18 protein-coding genes are annotated in these 16,312 nt (G+C 68.3%); 9 read left to right on the top strand and 9 right to left on the bottom strand.

The window, feature by feature from the left end; translation table 11 throughout:
• The first annotated feature begins 360 nt into the window (after positions 1-360).
• Both KEC55_RS04495 and KEC55_RS04490 read left to right on the top strand, forming a co-directional pair.
• Positions 361-1,917 carry a UbiD family decarboxylase gene (locus tag KEC55_RS04495; protein WP_282506921.1) on the top strand — a complete coding sequence of 519 codons (1,557 nt, stop codon included), beginning with the start codon at positions 361-363 and terminating at the stop codon, positions 1,915-1,917.
• A gap of 58 nt (positions 1,918-1,975) precedes the next feature.
• Positions 1,976-2,644: a LysE family translocator gene (locus KEC55_RS04490; protein WP_282506920.1), complete on the top strand. Its 669-nt coding sequence runs from the start codon at positions 1,976-1,978 to the stop codon at positions 2,642-2,644.
• Positions 2,645-2,761: 117 nt separating this feature from the next.
• Here KEC55_RS04490 and KEC55_RS04485 read toward each other — a convergent pair whose 3' ends face one another.
• Positions 2,762-3,076: a hypothetical protein gene (locus tag KEC55_RS04485; RefSeq protein ID WP_048243148.1), complete on the bottom strand. Its 315-nt coding sequence runs from the start codon at positions 3,074-3,076 to the stop codon at positions 2,762-2,764.
• A 515-nt stretch (positions 3,077-3,591) separates the two neighbouring features.
• Here KEC55_RS04485 and KEC55_RS04480 point away from each other — a divergent pair.
• Both KEC55_RS04480 and KEC55_RS04475 read left to right on the top strand, forming a co-directional pair.
• Positions 3,592-4,521 (top strand): Rossmann-like and DUF2520 domain-containing protein, encoded by a 930-nt coding sequence (locus KEC55_RS04480; protein WP_282506919.1) that lies wholly within the window; start codon positions 3,592-3,594, stop codon positions 4,519-4,521.
• A 75-nt stretch (positions 4,522-4,596) separates the two neighbouring features.
• Entirely contained in the window at positions 4,597-5,160 is a 564-nt protein-coding gene (locus KEC55_RS04475; RefSeq protein WP_282506918.1) for a YggT family protein, read from the top strand.
• A gap of 14 nt (positions 5,161-5,174) precedes the next feature.
• Here KEC55_RS04475 and KEC55_RS04470 read toward each other — a convergent pair whose 3' ends face one another.
• Positions 5,175-5,525, bottom strand: a complete 351-nt coding sequence (locus KEC55_RS04470) for a DUF190 domain-containing protein (protein WP_282506917.1) — start codon at positions 5,523-5,525, stop codon at positions 5,175-5,177.
• A gap of 23 nt (positions 5,526-5,548) precedes the next feature.
• Positions 5,549-5,935, bottom strand: coding sequence for a fluoride efflux transporter CrcB (gene crcB / locus KEC55_RS04465; protein ID WP_282506916.1), 387 nt, complete (start codon positions 5,933-5,935; stop codon positions 5,549-5,551).
• A gap of 438 nt (positions 5,936-6,373) precedes the next feature.
• On the opposite strand from crcB, the gene KEC55_RS04460 reads away from it, so the two are divergent.
• Complete coding sequence (locus KEC55_RS04460; RefSeq protein ID WP_432626289.1) at positions 6,374-7,561, top strand: S53 family peptidase; 1,188 nt, start codon at positions 6,374-6,376, stop codon at positions 7,559-7,561.
• A 37-nt stretch (positions 7,562-7,598) separates the two neighbouring features.
• Here KEC55_RS04460 and KEC55_RS04455 read toward each other — a convergent pair whose 3' ends face one another.
• From KEC55_RS04455 to KEC55_RS04445, 3 genes are all read right to left on the bottom strand, one after another.
• Entirely contained in the window at positions 7,599-8,468 is an 870-nt protein-coding gene (locus KEC55_RS04455; RefSeq protein WP_282506914.1) for an SIR2 family NAD-dependent protein deacylase, read from the bottom strand.
• A 184-nt stretch (positions 8,469-8,652) separates the two neighbouring features.
• A complete protein-coding gene (locus KEC55_RS04450) occupies positions 8,653-9,033 on the bottom strand; it encodes a DUF4406 domain-containing protein (RefSeq protein WP_282506913.1) in 381 nt (126 codons plus the stop codon).
• Positions 9,030-9,629, bottom strand: a complete 600-nt coding sequence (locus tag KEC55_RS04445; protein ID WP_176049353.1) for an NUDIX domain-containing protein — start codon at positions 9,627-9,629, stop codon at positions 9,030-9,032. Before KEC55_RS04445 ends, KEC55_RS04450 begins: the two co-directional genes overlap by 4 nt.
• Positions 9,630-9,719: 90 nt before the next feature.
• Here KEC55_RS04445 and KEC55_RS04440 point away from each other — a divergent pair, with 90 nt between their 5' ends.
• The 3 genes from KEC55_RS04440 to KEC55_RS04430 all read left to right on the top strand — a co-directional run bounded on the left by KEC55_RS04440 (position 9,720) and on the right by KEC55_RS04430 (position 11,740).
• The gene (locus KEC55_RS04440; RefSeq protein WP_282506912.1) at positions 9,720-10,475 is read left to right on the top strand and encodes a DeoR/GlpR family DNA-binding transcription regulator; all 756 of its coding nucleotides are present in this window, start codon (positions 9,720-9,722) and stop codon (positions 10,473-10,475) included.
• A gap of 114 nt (positions 10,476-10,589) precedes the next feature.
• A complete protein-coding gene (locus tag KEC55_RS04435; protein ID WP_282506911.1) occupies positions 10,590-11,201 on the top strand; it encodes a chromate transporter in 612 nt (203 codons plus the stop codon).
• On the top strand, positions 11,198-11,740 hold the full coding sequence (locus KEC55_RS04430) for a chromate transporter (RefSeq protein ID WP_282506910.1): 543 nt from the start codon (positions 11,198-11,200) through the stop codon (positions 11,738-11,740). Before KEC55_RS04435 ends, KEC55_RS04430 begins: the two co-directional genes overlap by 4 nt.
• Before the next feature lie 32 nt (positions 11,741-11,772).
• Here KEC55_RS04430 and scpB read toward each other — a convergent pair whose 3' ends face one another.
• The 3 genes from scpB to KEC55_RS04415 form a co-directional block, all read right to left on the bottom strand.
• Positions 11,773-12,582 (bottom strand): methylmalonyl-CoA decarboxylase, encoded by an 810-nt coding sequence (gene scpB / locus KEC55_RS04425; RefSeq protein ID WP_282506909.1) that lies wholly within the window; start codon positions 12,580-12,582, stop codon positions 11,773-11,775.
• Positions 12,579-13,802, bottom strand: a complete 1,224-nt coding sequence (locus tag KEC55_RS04420) for a CaiB/BaiF CoA transferase family protein (RefSeq protein ID WP_282506908.1) — start codon at positions 13,800-13,802, stop codon at positions 12,579-12,581. Before KEC55_RS04420 ends, scpB begins: the two co-directional genes overlap by 4 nt.
• 61 nt (positions 13,803-13,863) lie before the next feature.
• Positions 13,864-15,186, bottom strand: coding sequence for an MFS transporter (locus tag KEC55_RS04415; protein WP_176049359.1), 1,323 nt, complete (start codon positions 15,184-15,186; stop codon positions 13,864-13,866).
• 170 nt (positions 15,187-15,356) lie between these two features.
• Here KEC55_RS04415 and KEC55_RS04410 point away from each other — a divergent pair, with 170 nt between their 5' ends.
• Entirely contained in the window at positions 15,357-16,286 is a 930-nt protein-coding gene (locus KEC55_RS04410) for a LysR substrate-binding domain-containing protein (RefSeq protein ID WP_282506907.1), read from the top strand.
• The last annotated feature ends 26 nt before the right edge of the window (positions 16,287-16,312 follow it).

Raw genomic sequence — 16,312 nt, 5'->3', positions numbered from 1 at the left:
GGGACTACTACTAAAGCCGTCGGATACGCCGTGCAGGATTCGGCGGACGGTGACGCGCTGCGTCAAAGATCGGTGATTGGCGGCTCGAAGCCTTTTACCCTGCAGCCAATGTGAGCGGATTCTAGCAGGGTTTTATAGATCGTCAACACTATAAAACCGCGAAATCATAACAACAAGTAATTTACGATCGCTCTTCAGATCGCAAATCCCGTGCCGTAGGGGGTTTGCGCGCGGTCGACTTTTTTCTCCGCCGGGCGGCCGTGCGGCGGCGCGGGTAAAATCGTCGGTCGATTCGGGGCCGCAGTCGGCCGCTGCGCCCACCCATCGCTGCCCGTCATACGGGTGGCCCGGACCTTCTTCATGAAATACAAAGACTTACGAGATTTCATCCAGCGCCTCGAGGCGCTCGGCGAACTGCGGCGCGTCACGCAACCCGTGTCGCCCGTGCTCGAAATGACCGAGCTGTGCGACCGCGTGCTGCGCGCCGGCGGCCCTGCGCTGCTGTTCAACGCGCCGACCGGCTACGATTTCCCGGTGCTCGGCAACCTGTTCGGCACGCCGCGCCGCGTCGCGCTCGGGATGGGGGTCGATGCGGGCGACGACGCCGCGCTCGATTCGCTGCGCGATCTCGGGCGCCTGCTGTCCGCGCTGAAGGAGCCCGATCCGCCGAAGAGCCTGAAGGATGCCGGCAAGCTGCTGTCGCTCGCGAAGGCCGTGTGGGACATGGCGCCGAAGTCGGTGTCGTCGCCGCCCTGCCAGGAGATCGTCTGGGAAGGCAACGACGTCGACCTGAACAGGCTGCCGATCCAGACCTGCTGGCCCGGCGATGCGGGGCCGCTCGTCACGTGGGGCCTGACGGTCACGCGCGGGCCGAACAAGTCGCGCCAGAATCTCGGCATCTACCGTCAGCAGCTGATCGGCCGCAACAAGCTGATCATGCGCTGGCTCGCGCATCGCGGCGGCGCGCTCGACTTCCGCGAGTTCGCGCTGCAGAACCCCGGCAAGCCGTATCCGGTCGCGGTCGTGCTCGGCGCCGATCCGGCCACGACGCTCGGCGCGGTGACGCCCGTGCCCGATTCGCTGTCCGAGTATCAGTTCGCCGGCCTGCTGCGCGGCAGCCGCACGGAGCTCGCGAAGTGCCTGACGCCCGGCGTCGACACGCTGCAGGTGCCCGCGCGCGCGGAGATCGTGCTCGAAGGCTTCATTTATCCGCAGGAAGGCGCCCTTGCCCCCGCACCGGCCGGCGCACCGCCGCGCCCTTCCGGCAACGCGGCGGCCGCGTACGAGCATGCGCTCGAAGGTCCGTACGGCGACCACACCGGCTATTACAACGAGCAGGAGTGGTTCCCCGTGTTCACCGTCGAGCGCATCACGATGCGCCGCGACGCGATCTACCACTCGACCTACACGGGCAAGCCGCCCGACGAACCCGCGGTGCTCGGCGTCGCGCTCAACGAGGTGTTCGTGCCGCTGCTGCAGAAGCAGTTCTCCGAGATCACCGACTTCTACCTGCCGCCCGAAGGCTGCAGCTACCGGATGGCGATCGTCCAGATGAAGAAGAGCTACGCGGGCCACGCGAAGCGCGTGATGTTCGGCGTGTGGAGCTTCCTGCGGCAGTTCATGTATACGAAGTTCATCGTGGTCGTCGACGAGGACGTGAACATCCGCGACTGGAAGGAAGTGATCTGGGCGATCACGACGCGCGTCGACCCGGTGCGCGACACGGTGATGGTCGACAGCACGCCGATCGACTATCTCGACTTCGCATCGCCGGTGGCCGGTCTCGGCTCGAAGATGGGGCTCGACGCGACCAACAAGTGGCCCGGCGAGACGAATCGCGAATGGGGCCGCCCGATCGAGATGGATGCGGCCGTGAAGGCGCGCGTCGACCGGCTCTGGCAGGAGATCGGCCTCTGAAGTCATGCGGCCGGCGCGCGCCGGCCCGTGCACCGCAATCGCCACAAGAACGACGAAGATGAGCTTTCCGCCCGCCTCCATGCTGTCCGACGGTTTCTTCCTGTCGCTGTCGCTCTGTCTCGACATCGGCCTCGTGAACGTCGCGATGCTGTCGCTGACGCTGTCGCACGGCTTCCGGCCGGGCTTCTGGCTCGGTGTCGGCTCGTGCGTTGGCGACCTCGTCTACGCGGCGCTCGCGCTCGCCGGAATGGCCGTGCTGCTGCAGTTCGAGCCCGTGCGCTGGATCGTGTGGATCGGCGGCGGCGCGGTGCTGCTGTTTCTCACGTGGAAGATGGCGCGCGAAGCGCTGGCGCCGGCCGGCACGGGCGACGACGATGCAGCCGACACCCCGCAGCCGCGCGCGAGTGCACGTCGCAGCTTCCTGCGCGGGATGCTGCTTGCGATGTCGTCGCCGAGCGCGATCCTGTGGTTCGCGGCGGTCGGCGGCGCACTGATCGCGAAGGCCGGCGCGACGACGCCGGCCACCGCGTCGGTGTTCCTGTCGGGCTTCTTCCTCGGCGGCCTCGCCTGGACGCTCTTCATGTGCACGCTCGCGAGCCAGGGCCGCAAGCGCGCGGGCGCCGGGTTGATGCGTGCGTGCCATATCGCGTCGGCGCTGCTGTTCGCGTATTTCTCGTACAGCGTGATCGTCGGCGGCTACCGCGATCTGATCGTGCACGCGGTGTAAGCGAAGCCGGCCCGCACGGGCCGCACATCAAGCGGCCGCCCCAAAGAAAAACGGCGCAGCGCCCCTCACGGGACGATGCGCCGTTTTGCCACGCGCGGTCAGGCCGCGCGGGACGAATCAGCGACGCCAGTAGCCGTGATGGCCCCAGCCGCCGTAGCCATGACGGTAGTACGGACGACCGTAGTAACCGCCATAGCCACCATAGCCGCCGACGACCACGGCGGGCGGCGGTGCATAGTAGGCCGGCGCCGGTGCGTAATAGACGGGCGGAGGCGGCGGCGCGTAGTACACGGGCGGCGGCGGTGCATAGACGGGGTACGCGGGTGCGACCGGGATACCGATGCCGACCCCGATCGACACGTGAGCCTGCGCGGCGCTTGCGGCACCCAGGCCCAGCGCGGCGGCGGCGATGAACGGAATGAGCTTTTTCACTTCGATTCTCCTGCTGGAGCGGTATTTTGTGCGCTCCTGTCGGCAACGGCGGGCATGCACGTCGCATGGAAGCAATGTAGCGAAAACCCGCCCCTCGCGTATCGTGCATTTGTTGCAAATTGCAATTGCACGCGGCTTGAGGTGCCCTGCGGTGTGGCGTCCGGAGCGCGCGGCGACCCTTGCAGATCGCGCGATTCCGTCCGACGACTCGGGTCGCGACACACTGGCCGGTCAGTCTTACCGGATACGGCGCGCGCAGCAGGCACGCGCACGTAATGAACGATTACAAATTTGAGACAAGATGCCGACATTTCAAGCGGGACGTGCGCGCGATGTGTTTCGGGGTCGGATTCCACGATCATGATTCGACCGTCGCCACGGGCACCGATACGCGAGAGGATCGGGGCGCGCGTCGGTAATGAATACCCGCAGCGGCGCGACAACTGCCCTTGCGCGACGCCACCGACATTCCTGCGATACTGGCGGTTGCTTCGCTTTTGCTTACGCTCGCTGCCATGTCCCTTCCCGACACACCCCGCCTCGGCTTCATCGGTGCAGGCCGCCTCGCGCGCTGCGTCGCGCAGCGCTTCGCGCAGGCAGGCTTCCCGGTCGTCGCGATCACGAGCCGCACACCCGCATCGGCTGCCGACCTCGCCGCGCGCATCGGCGGGTGCCGCGCAGTCGACACGCCGCAGCAAGTTGCCGAGGCCGCCGACCTGATCTTCGTGACAGTGCCCGACGACCATCTCGCGCCGACCGCGGCCGCCCTCCGCTTCGACGCGTCGCGCGCCGCCAGCCAGGCAGTCGTCCACTGCAGCGGCGCGTCGGCGGTTGCGCTGCTCGACCCGGCCAGGCACCAAGGCGTGGCCACCGGCGGCTTCCATCCGCTCTACCTGTTCGGCGGCACCGATGCCGACCTCGCACGCATTGATGGCTGCTCGGTCACGATCGAAGCAACCGGTGCGCTGCACGCGACGCTGCTGCGACTTGCTGCCACACTCGGCTGCCATCCGCTGTCGATTCCGGCCGGCGGCCGGATGCTGTACCACGCGGCCGCGCACTACGCGGCGAGCTTCGCGCTGTGCGGATTGTCGGAGGCGGTCGAGCTGTGGCGCGGCCTCGGTTTCGACGAGGACGCCGCGCTGCGTGCGCTGCTGCCGATGCTCGCCGGCACGATCGAGACCGCGCGGGACAAGGGGCTTGCGAACGCGCTGTCCGGCCCGGTGTCGCGCGGCGATACGGGCATCGTCGAACGCCAGTTGGCACTGCTTGAAACGCTCGGCGGCGATCACGCGGCGCTGTATGCGCTGCTGACGCGCCGCGCGGTCGCGCTCGCGGCGAAGCGCGCCGCACCGCCGGCGTCGCTGCCGGCGCTTGCCGAAGCGGTCGAAACGTCGCTCGCGCGCACGGCCGCGCACCCCTCCCCGTCGCGCGACGAGGCGTGATACTGTGTCGGCCGATGCGCCGCCAACCGGCGTTGGCGGCCGCGCGCTACTGACTGTATAAAAAGGATGCCAACGATGTTCGGCGAGATCGCCCGTTTTCTGCTCAATACCGTCTTCACGCTGTTCGGCGCCGCGCTGATCCTGCGCATCTGGATGCAAGCCGTCCGCGTGCCACCGTACAACCCTGTCACGCAGGCCGTGCTGCAGGCGACCAACTGGCTCGTGCTGCCGCTGCGCCGCGTGATCGCCGGCGTGCGCGGCATCGACTGGGCCAGCGTCGTCGCAGCCCTCCTCACCGCGCTCGTCTACGTCGTGCTGATGGTCGTGATGGCCGGCTTCGATCCGGCCGCGGTGATCGCGACGCTCGTCGTGGTCGCACTGCTCACCGTCGTGAAGTGGGCGCTCAATCTCGTGATCTGGATGACGATCCTGATGGCGCTGCTGTCATGGCTCAACCCGCGCTCGCCGGCGATGCCGATCCTCTTCCAGCTCACCGCACCGTTCCTGAACCCGCTGCGCCGCGTGATCCCGAACCTCGGCGGCATCGACCTGTCGCCGATCCTGCTGTTCGTGATCGTGCAGGTGCTGCTGATGATCGTCACGCGCGCGGCCGTCTCGCTGACGATGTTCGGCATCTGATCCAGCCCACCGTCCTACGCCGCCGGCCCCTGGGCCGGCGGTGCGGCCAGCGTGTCGATCACGCCGAAGCGCGCCGGCATCATCGCGTAACACACGCGCACCTTTTCACGTGACAGCCGCTCGAGCAGCCGCTGCGCCTCGTCCTCGGTGACGATGAATTCGACCTCGATCGCGAGCGATCCCTGCAGTTCGAAGAAGCGGTCCTCGTGCAGCACGCGATGCTGGCCGAAGCCGGCCATCGCGCGAAATGCCGACCCGCCCGCGACGCCCATCCGGCTCGCCTCCTCCAGCAGCCATTCCCACAGCGGCTTCCAGTGCAGCCGGTGCTGCTCGTGCACATAGAAGCGCAAGAAGACCCTGTCCATCGCACCCTCCGATGGCGGCACGCTCAGGCCGCCGCGAGCCACGCACGCGCGGTCCACATGCCGAGCGCCGTGAGCGCGAACGATCCAGTCAAGTGTAGGGCAGCCACCGCAAACGCCCATCCGAATTCCCCCTCGAGCGCATGCGTCATCACTTCGACCGAATAGGTCGAGAACGTCGTGAGGCCGCCGAGGAAGCCCGTGATCACGAACAGGCGCCACTCGGGCGGCAGCCCGACGCGCGCCGTGAACATGACGGCCGCCACGCCGATCACGTAGCCGCCGATCAGGTTCGACGCGAGCGTGCCGAGCGGCACGGCCGGAAAGAACGCGTTGAGCGCAAGGCTCAGGAACCAGCGCAGCAACGCGCCGAGCCCGGCGCCGACGAAGATCGCGACCATCGAGTAGAACAAGGGCACTCCTCACTGACGACGCCGTGCCGCGGACACGGCCTACGTTGAACTGTATGCGGAATCGCGCGACGGCGGCAATGCCGGCGGGCCGCGGAGACGGGAACCGGATCGCGTCGCGACCGCTCGACGTCGCTCATTGTTTTCACGAGCGCGATTTAATCTGAATTTCCAGTCGATTACACCCGACATTACAAATTCGCTTTGAATCGATCGATTATTTATCAGATTTTAAAAGGCGAAAACGCGATTCAATCCGGCCGCAGGTTAACCCTGAAAACTCAGGCTTCTAAAGGGTTTTCGCGTACTTACCCTTATCAGACATTCCCGCATTCGACCGATATTCGATTCAATTGACATCGTCGATTTCGTAAAATTGTTTCGCCACTCCACTCCATCGACATGGAGACTCGAAGAATGAACAATCTCCGCCTGTCATCCATGTTGGTTCCGGCGCTGTGCGCTTCGCTGCTCGCATCGAGTGTCGCGCTCGCCGACGGCAACGGGCCGCCGTCCTACGTCGAAGGCAACCGGGCGCCGAAAGGCTTCGCCCGCCCGCCGTTCCACACGAAGCAGCGCGCGAGCACGGCCACGATCGCCGGCCTCACGCCCGCGCTCACGCGCCACGCGTACGGGTTCGATTCGATCGCCAACCAGGGCGACGGGATGACCGTCGCGATCGTCGACGCGTACGACGACCCGAAGATCGAGTCCGACCTCGGCGTGTTCAGCAACGCGTTCTCGCTGCCGGCCTGCACGTCGTCGAACGGCTGTTTCACCAAGGTGTACGCACACGGCGCACGGCCGAAGACCGATTCGGGCTGGTCGCTCGAGATATCGCTCGACGTCGAATGGGTACACGCGATCGCCCCGAAGGCGAAGATCGTGCTGGTCGAGGCCGCGTCGGCCAGCTTCAACGACCTGCTCGCCGCGGTTGACGTCGCGGTCAAGCGCGGCGCATCGGTCGTGTCGATGAGTTTCGGCGGCAACGAATTCAGCACCGAGACCGGCTTCGACAGCCACTTCAACGTCGCGGGCGTTACGTTCGTCGCGTCGTCCGGCGACAGCGGCGCCGGGACCGAATACCCGGCCGCGTCGCCTTACGTGGTGTCGGTCGGCGGCACGACGCTGTCGTCCGACACGGCCGGCAACTACGTCGGCGAAGCCGCGTGGAGCGGCAGCGGCGGCGGCGTGAGCACGACCGAGGCCGAACCGGCCGGCCAGACGGCATGGCCGATTCCGGTGGCCGGCAAGCGCGGCGTACCCGACGTCAGCTACGACGCAAATCCGTCCAGCGGTTTCGCGGTGTACGACTCGGTCACCTATCAGGGGCAGACAGGCTGGTTCCAGGTCGGCGGCACGAGCGCGGGCGCGCCGCAATGGTCGGCGCTCGTCGCGATCGCGAATTCGCTGCGCACGGCCGCCGGCAAGAAATCGTTGAGCGGCACCTACGACGCGCTTTATACGGTCGGGAAAACCGGATACGGCAGCGACTTTCACGACGTGACGACCGGGTCCAACGGCAGTTGCGGCAGCATCTGCAACGCAGCCGGCGGCTACGACTACGTGACCGGCCTCGGTTCACCCGTCGCACCGGCGCTCGTGCAGGCGCTCGTCGCCCGGCCGTAACCGCGCGGCCGGCGCCGGTCGCCCCGTGGCGCGGTACTCAACCGCCGCGCCACGCGCGATCGAGCACGCTCAGCGTCGCCAACGCCCCGCCCTTCAGACCGATCACGTCCGCGCGGCGTGCATGCGCTTCGCGCGAGTTGATACGGATCACGTCCGCACCGAGTCGTTCGCTCAGCAAACGCACGGTCGGAATCGCGGTGCCCGCACCGATCTCGACCACGGCGACGCGCCCGGCCTGCGCGATCCAGTCTTCCAGCGCGCGCTCCTGCAAGTCATAGCGCTCCCCGAGCCAGCCGGTATCGCCGAACATCAGGATGTTCGGCCGCGCGAGGCCGCCGCAGTGCGGGCAGCGCGGCATGTCGCCAACGAGGCGGCACGTGGCTTCGTCGACGTCCGGCACGAACGGCGCCGCATCCCACGTCGCGTCCGTGCACGGCCTCAGGCACTGCATCGCATGAATCGACCCGTGGATCTCGACGATGCGCGCCGGATCGAAGCCGGCTTTCTGGAACTGGCCGTCGACGTTGCTCGTCAACACGAAGCCGCCGTTCGGCATCGCGTCGATCCAGCGGCGCAGGATCGCGAAGCCCGCATGCGGCACCGTCGTGCGATAGAGCGCGAGACGGTGTCCGTAGAACCCCCACGCGAGCGGCGCGCGCGCACGGAACGCGTGCGGCGACGCGATCTCGTGGAATTCGAAACGCTCGTGGCGCAGCGCCGGATACGCGCGCCAGAATCCGTCCGTGCCGCGAAAATCGGGCAGCCCGGAATCGACGCCGATACCCGCGCCGGCCGTCACGAGCAATGCGTCGGCGCGTGCGAGCGCGTCGACGGCGGCCGCGACGAGATCGGCGGGCAGTTGCGCGGCGGTGGAGTCGGCGGAATCAGCGGGATCGGAGAACGGCATGATGGGCGGGCGGTAGCGTCGAACGTTGCGCGAATGGCGTCGCGATCATACGCCCGTTCGAGCGTCGCGCCGCATGCGCGATGCAGCGGCGCGACGCCACGCTCGTCCGGTCATCGGCCGTGCAGGTATCGACCGATGCGGCGAGGCCGCCGGTGAGCCGTCGGCCCGGCGCCGCCCTTCCTCGTCAGCGATCCGGATCGTCCGGCGCGAGCGGAATCTCGTCGGCCGCGAAATAGACTGGTTTGCCAAGCTCCCGCGCAAGACCGACATCCATGTCCGCACCGCGCGACGCGCCGTCGATCCGCAGGACTGCATCGCAACGCCGCAGCAACCGGTGCGCGGCCGGATACAGGAACGTCTCGCTGATCGCGTCGCCGACCTGCGTCGACCCGGCCGCGACCGCAAGCGGCAGCGACACCCATTCGCCGATCATCGGCACGTGCCCGCGCCGGTACACGGCAAGCGCCGCCGCTTCCAGCCGGTGCAGGTTCGCGGCGATGCGCGCGGGGTCGCCGTCGGTGCCGCTGCGATAGGGGCCTGCGACCAGCACGAGCTGCGGCGTCATGCGGCGCGCGCGCCGGCGGTTTCCCGCAGCGCGACGTACTGCAGCAGCATGATCGTCTTCGCGTCGACGATCTCGCCGCGCTCGACCGCGTCCAGCGCCGCCTGCAGCGGCATCTCGACGACTTCGAGATCCTCACCCTCTTCCGCGACGCCGCCGCCGTCGCCGGTACGCAGCGACGCGTCGTATTCACCGACGAAGAAATGCAGCTTCTCCGTCACGGAGCCCGGGCTCATGAACGCCTCGAACACCTTGCGCACGCCACGCACACGGTAGCCGGTCTCCTCCTCGGCCTCCGCGCGGATGCGCGCTTCGGGCGTCTCGTCGTCGAGCAGGCCGGCGGCGGCTTCGAGCAGCATGCCGTCGTGGCCGCTGACGAACGCCGGCATCCGGAACTGCCGCGTCAGCAGCACGTCGCCCGTGCCGGCATGGCGCAGCAGGATCGTCGCGCCGTTGCCGCGATCGTAGGTCTCGCGGTTCAGGCGCTGCCACGTTCCGTCGCGGCGCTGGAAATCGAAGGTCACCTTTTTCAGCACATACCAGTCATCGGACAGCACCGTCGTATCGACGATGCGGACCCGGTCACGCGTTGCAGCCATTGCACCCATTGCAGCCTCCCGTTCGACAAAAGACGGCGCCCATGGTAACGTGCATATTCGTGCAATTTCAAGAATTTTCGTGCAAACACGATGCTGACGACCCAACGCAAGAAGGCGATCCTCGATGCGCTCGCGCGCGACGGCCAGGTACTGGCGGTCGAGCTGAGCGCGCAATTCGGCGTGTCCGAAGACACGGTTCGCCGCGACCTGCGCGAGCTCGCGGCCGAAGGCCTGCTGCAGCGCGTGCATGGCGGCGCGCTGCCGGCGTCGCCGGCCGTCGCGCCGTTCGCGCAGCGCGAGACGCTCGAGACGGCGGAAAAGCGGCGCATCGCGCGGCGGGCCGCGGAGATGATCGCGCCCGGCCAGGTCGCGATCGTCGACGGCGGCACGACCTCCGCGCTGCTCGTCAGTCATTTGCCGCCCGACCTGCGCGCGACGATCGTCACGCACAGCCCGAGCGTCGCGGTCGCGCTGGCCGCGCATCCGTCGATCGACGTGATCCTGATCGGCGGGCGGCTCTACAAGCACTCGATCGTCGCGGTCGGCGCGGCGGCGATGGAAGGCATCGCGCGCATCCATGCGGACCTGTACTTCATGGGCGTCACGGGCGTTCATCCGGTCGCGGGGCTGAGCACCGGCGATTTCGAGGAAGCGGCGATCAAGCGCGCGCTGGCCGAACGCGCGGCCGAGACGGTCGTGCTTGCGTCGCAGTCGAAACTGCGCGCGGCGTCGCAGTTCGTGATCGGCGAGATCACGCTGGCGCAGACGGTCGTCGTCGAGAAGGAAACCGAAGCCGCGCTGACGGAGCCGATCGAGGCGGCGGGCGTGACGGTCGTGCGCGCATAGCGCGTCGAATCGGCGGCGGATGTCGCCGCGGCGGCGCCGAGCCAATGTCAGCGTGCTGACAGGCGCCGCTTGCTAACATGGGCGATCACTCGATCGCCACGTGCTACCCGCCCGATGCCCCCGCCTTCCGCCACGACTTCACCGGCGCCGCCCGCAGGCGACGCACCGCCGCCGGGCATCCTCGCGCTGTTCATCGCGTTCACGCAGATCGGCCTGACCAGCTTCGGCGGCGGACTGAGCGGGCGGATGATGCGCGACTTCGTCTACGAACGGCGCTGGCTCGATGAAGAGGCATTCCTCAACGGCCTCGCGCTGTCGCAAGCGTTGCCGGGCGTCAACGTGAAAAACCTCGCGATCTGGATCGGCTACCGCCTCGCCGGATGGCGCGGCGCGGTGGCCGGATTCACCGGCATCATCGCGCCGCCGGCCGTGCTGATCGTGCTGATCGGCGTCGCGTTCTCGACGCTCACGCGCTTCCCGCTCACGCATATCGCGCTCGCCGGCGCGGCAGCCGCGGCGATCGGGCTGTCGATCTCGATGGCGATCACCGCCGTGCGGCGGCTGCCGCGTCGCGCGCTGCCGTTCGCGGTGATGGCGCTCACCTTCGTGTCGGTGGCGGTGCTGCATTGGCCGCTCGTGTGGACCGTGCTGATCGGCGGCGCGCTGAGCGTCGCGCTCGAATACCGCCGCGCGGCCGCCACACCGGCCAGGAGCGACGCACGATGAACGCGTCTGCACGTTACGCGGCACTGTTCGGCGTATTCGCGCCGTTGTCGATCGCGACGATCGGCGGCGGGCAGGCGATCATCGCCGACATCCAGCGCCAGGTCGTCGACGTCCATCACTGGATGACCGCCACGCAATTCGTGAACGACTTCGCGATCGCGCGGATGGCGCCGGGGCCCGGCTCGCTGCTGGCGACGCTGATCGGCTGGCAGGTGGCCGGCTTCTGGGGTGCGGTGATCGCGACGCTCGCACTGTTCGGCCCGACCGCCTTCCTGATCTACGGCGTCGCGCATCTGTGGCGGCGGCACCAGGGCAAGCGCTGGCAGATCGCGCTCGAAGCCGGCCTGCGCCCGGTCGCGGCCGGCATGATCCTCGCGTCGGTCTGGGTGCTGCTGCAGGCGCTCGACGGCGGCTGGGCCGCGCGTGCGATCGCGGTCGCGTCGACGCTGTGCGTGATCTACACACGCATTCATGCGCTGCTGCTGATCGCGATCGGCGCGCTGCTGCTCGTCGGCCTGCACGCGCTCGGCGGCGTGTAACGCACGCCGCCGTCGCAACGCGACCGGTACGCCTAGGCGCCGCGAAACTGCGGCGTACGGCGCTCCGCAAACGCACGCAACCCTTCGTCGAAATCGGCGCCTTCGCACGCTTGCCGGCGCAACTCGGCAATCCGTTCGAACGCGTCGGCCGGCAGCGGCCGCGCGTCCTGCAGCACGCGCAACTGCTCCTTCACCGCATGCACGGCAAGCGGCGCCTTCGCGGCAATCGTGCGCGCGACGTCGAGCGCCGCGTCGTCGACGCCGCCCGGTTCGGCCAGCCGGTTCACGAGCCCGTGATGCGCGGCGCGCTCCGCATCGAGCGGCTGCGCGCAGAAGAACATTTCCTTCAGCACATGGATCGGCAGGTTGTCGTAGAAGCGCAGCAGGCCGCTCGTCGAATACGGCAGGCCGATGTTCGCCGGCGTCATCGCGAAACGCGCGTCGCGCGCCGCGATGACGAGGTCGCAGCTCATCACGAGATCGACCGCACCACCCCACGCCGAACCGGCCACCGCCGCGATCACCGCGCCCGGATAGGTTCGCACGCGCCGCAGCGCGCGTTCGAGCGGCTTGCCGTATGCGAGCGGATCGCGATCGTCGGCCAGTTCGCGCAGGTCGTGCCCCGCGCTCCACACGTCGCCGCTGCCGTCGTTCGACAGGATCACGACGGGCGGCGGACGGTGTTCGGCGAGCGCATCGAGGCGCGCGACCAGTGCGTCGAGCAACGGTGCGTCGAGCGCATGGCGCCGCGCAGGATTCGCGAACCGCACGCGTGCGATCCGCTCGCCGATCAGGTCGACCGTCACGGTCGACGCGCTGTCGTGTTTCGTCGGGTCGGTCATTGCACGGCCTCCGCCACGGCTTCCGCCTGGAAGATCGTACGCCCGGCCAGCAGCGCGTCGATCGCGTCGTCGCCGTAACCGGCTTCGCGCAGCACGTCGACCGTATGCTCGCCGAGCAGCGGCGGCGCATGGCGCGTGCGCGGCGCCGGCACGTCGTCGCCCATCCCGCCGAGCGGCGTGACGACCTGGCGCAGCGCGCCGAGCGTCGGATGGGCGACCGGCTCGACCAGCCCGCAATGGGCGAGCTGCGGATCGTCGAACACTTCGTCGAGCGTATTGATCGGGCCGGCCGGCAGCCCGGCTTCGACGAAACGCTGCGTCCATTCGCGCTTGCCGCGCGTGCGCAGCCGGCTCTCCAGCAGCACCTTCAGTTCGTCACGGTGAGCGACACGCGCGTCGTTGGTCGCGAAGCGCGGATCGTTCGGCAGTTCGGGCAGATCCAGCAGCTGGCACAACCGCAGCCACATGTCGGTCGTGATCGGCGCAAGGTTGAGCGGGCCGTCGGCCGTCTCGAACACGCCGTACGGCGCGATCACCGCGTGCGCATTGCCGGTGCGACGCGGCACATCGCCGAGACTCAGGTAGCGCTGCCCGTGCACGCTCAGCAGCGACACGAGGCTTTCGAGCAGCGACGTGCCGACATGCTGGCCGCGCCCGGTCCGCTCGCGCTCGAACAGCGCGGCCATCACACCGGTCGCCACCCACATTCCGGAGCTGAGATCGCCGATCGCGGTGCCCGTGCGGGTCGGCTCGCCTTCCGGAAACCCGGTGAGGCTCATCAATCCCGCATAGCCCTGCGCGATCTGGTCGAAGCCCGGCCAGTCGCGCAGCGGGCCGCGCGGGCCGAACGCGGTGACGCTGCCCATCACGAGCCGCGGATCATGCGCGCTCAGCGCGGCGTAACCGAGCCCCATCGCGTCCATCGTGCCGGCCTTGAAATTCTCGATCACGACGTCGGCCTGCGCGATCAGCCGCCGTACGACGTCGAGCCCAGCCGGCTGCCGGAAATCCACGCAGATGCCGCGCTTGTTGCGGTTGCAGGACAGGTAGTACGTGCTCACGCCACGATCGAACGGCCCCCATGCGCGGCTCATGTCGCCGTGCGGCCCCGACTCGACCTTGATCACGTCGGCGCCGAGATCGGCGAGCACCATCGAGCAGAACGGCCCCGACAGCGCGCGACTCAGATCGACGACCTTGATTCCCTTCAATGCCTGCATTCCGGACTCCTGATATTGATGACTGGGTGTGGCGTGGATGCGAACGAGCGGTGCGTGCCGCTCATTCGGGCAACGTCTGGTGACGCGTTTCGACCGCGAACGGCAGGATCAGGATGCCGAGCCCGAACACGGCCGCGGTCCACGCGACAGGCACGCCGAGCGATCCGTAGCCGTGAATCGCGGCGCCGAGCAGGAAGTTCACGCCCGCACCGATGAAGCGGCCGACCGACGCGTTGAACGCGAACGCGGTGGCGCGTACACGCGTCGGGTACTGCTCGGGCAGCCACAACGAGAAGATCGCGAAGTTGCCGCCGAAGAAGCCGAGAAACGCGAGCGACACCATGAACGCCGCCAGCCCGTTCGGCTGATAGAACGCCCAGCCGAACGCGAACACGATCGAGCCGGCCATCCCCGCGAAATACACGCCGAGCGCGGTGCGCCGGCCGAGCCGTTCCGACAGCCACGGTGCGACCAGGCAGCCCGCGATCGTCGCGCAAGACAGGATTGCCGCACCGATGGACGCAAGCCGCAGCGCGCCGACGTGATCGATGCCCGCGCGCGCCGCCAGCGTACTGACCGCGCTCGCCTCGTAAACAGAACCGGCCCACAACCCGACGATCGCGACGCCCACGAGGCTCGCGCTCGTCAGCGTGCGGCGCAGGAACGCCGGCGCGAAGATCTCGCGCAGCGGATGCGCGCGCCGCGCGTCGGCCACGTCGCCGTCGCGCGCGTCGTGCCGGCGCCACTGCCCGGGCTCCTTCACGCGCATCACCGTGAACACCGCGAGCAATGCGGGCGCAAGACCGCACAGGAACATCGCGCGCCAGCCGTAGGTCGCGCCGATCGTGTAGTTCAGGCAGGCGGCGATGAAGAAGCCGAAGTAGTAGCCCGTCTGCAGGTAGCCGGCGCCCATCTTGCGGCGGTCTTCCGGCCAGCTCTCTGCGACATAGGTGCCCGCGAGCGCCCACTCGCCGCCGACGCCGATCCCGGCGATCAGCCGGCACGCGGCCAGCGCCCAGACGTCGTGCACGAACGCGGCCGCACCGGTGAACACCGAGTAGATCAGGATGCTCGCGGCGAGCGTGCGCACGCGGCCGAAGCGGTCGGCGAGCGGCCCCCAGATGAACGACAGCCCCCAGCCGATCAGGAACAGCGCAAACAGGATCGAGCCGTACATCCCGAGGTTCGCGGGCGTCGCCGCGATGCCGGATGCCGGCAGCAGTTCGGTCAGTGCGGGAATCAGCACGAGCGCGTAGATCACCGAATCCACGCCGTCGAGCACCCAGCCCGCGTACACGGCCCAGAAGCCCTTCACCTGCTCGCGCGTGAGCGGCGTGCGCCGCGGCTTCGCGCCGGCCGCCGGCGCGTCGATCGCCTTGAACATCTTCGTCTCCTTGCCGGCGGGGCCGGCACGTTCGCCGCGTCCGGTCCGGGATGGCCGGCAGTCGGGCTCTTTTGTGAGACGAGTATAGAAACACCATCGATCGCAGAAAAATATGATATTCATCTTGCTCGATCGGATTGGCTTATGGCTTGAATCGGGAGACGGCGGCGATGGACTTGAGACAGTTGCGCTATTTCGTGAAGGTCGTCGAATGCGGCAACGTCACGCATGCGAGCGAGGCGCTGCATGTCGCGCAGCCGGCGGTGAGCCAGCAGATGCGCAATCTCGAACAGGATCTCGGGATGCAGCTGCTCGAGCGGAGCGTGCGCGGCGTCGCGCCGACCGCCGCCGGCCGCACGCTGTACCAGCACGCGCTCGAACTGCTGCGCCAGGCCGACGGCACGCGCGAGTTGCTGCGCCGCGACGCCGATACGCCCCAGGGCCGCGTGACGGTCGGGATGCCGTCGAGCACCGCGCGCGTGCTGGCCATTCCGCTCGCCCGCGCGGTACGCGACCGCTATCCCGGCATCATGCTGGAGCTGATCGAGGCGCCGAGCGCCGATCTCGACACGCTGCTCGAACGCGCGCGGCTCGATCTCGCGATCGTCGTCGATGCGGTCGACACGCGCGGCATCGCGATCCACCGGCTGCTGACGGAAACGCTGTACCTGATCACGTGGCCCGAATTCCCGGTGCCGGACGATCCCGTGCCGCTCGACGCGATCGCGCACATGCCGCTCGTGCTGCCGAGCGCGCCGAACACGATCCGCAACCGTGTCGACTGGGCGATGCGCGAGGCCGGGCTGTCGTACGAAATCAGCTTCGAGGCGAGTTCGACCGGGCTGCTGTTCGCAGCCGTGATGGCGCAGCTCGGCGTAACGATCCTGCCGTGGACGGCCGCGCACGTCGAGATCGAGGAACGCAAGCTCAAGCTGTCGACCGTCGCGCACCGGCTGTTCGCACGGGACCTGTCGCTGTGCTGGCACGACACCGCGCTCGTCAGCAACGCGGTGCAGAAGGTGAAGGCCGAGATCGTCCGGCTGTTCGACACGCTCGGGCAGCGGCCCGAATGGGCAGCCGGCCATGGCGATCGCGCGTGACCCGCGCGGCGCTTGCCTTGTACTGC

Origin of the sequence: Burkholderia cepacia (assembly GCF_029962485.1) — a bacterium.
Taxonomy (GTDB): domain Bacteria; phylum Pseudomonadota; class Gammaproteobacteria; order Burkholderiales; family Burkholderiaceae; genus Burkholderia.
Note: the sequence above shows the minus strand (reverse complement) of the source record. Positions and strands in the feature narration are given on the sequence as shown.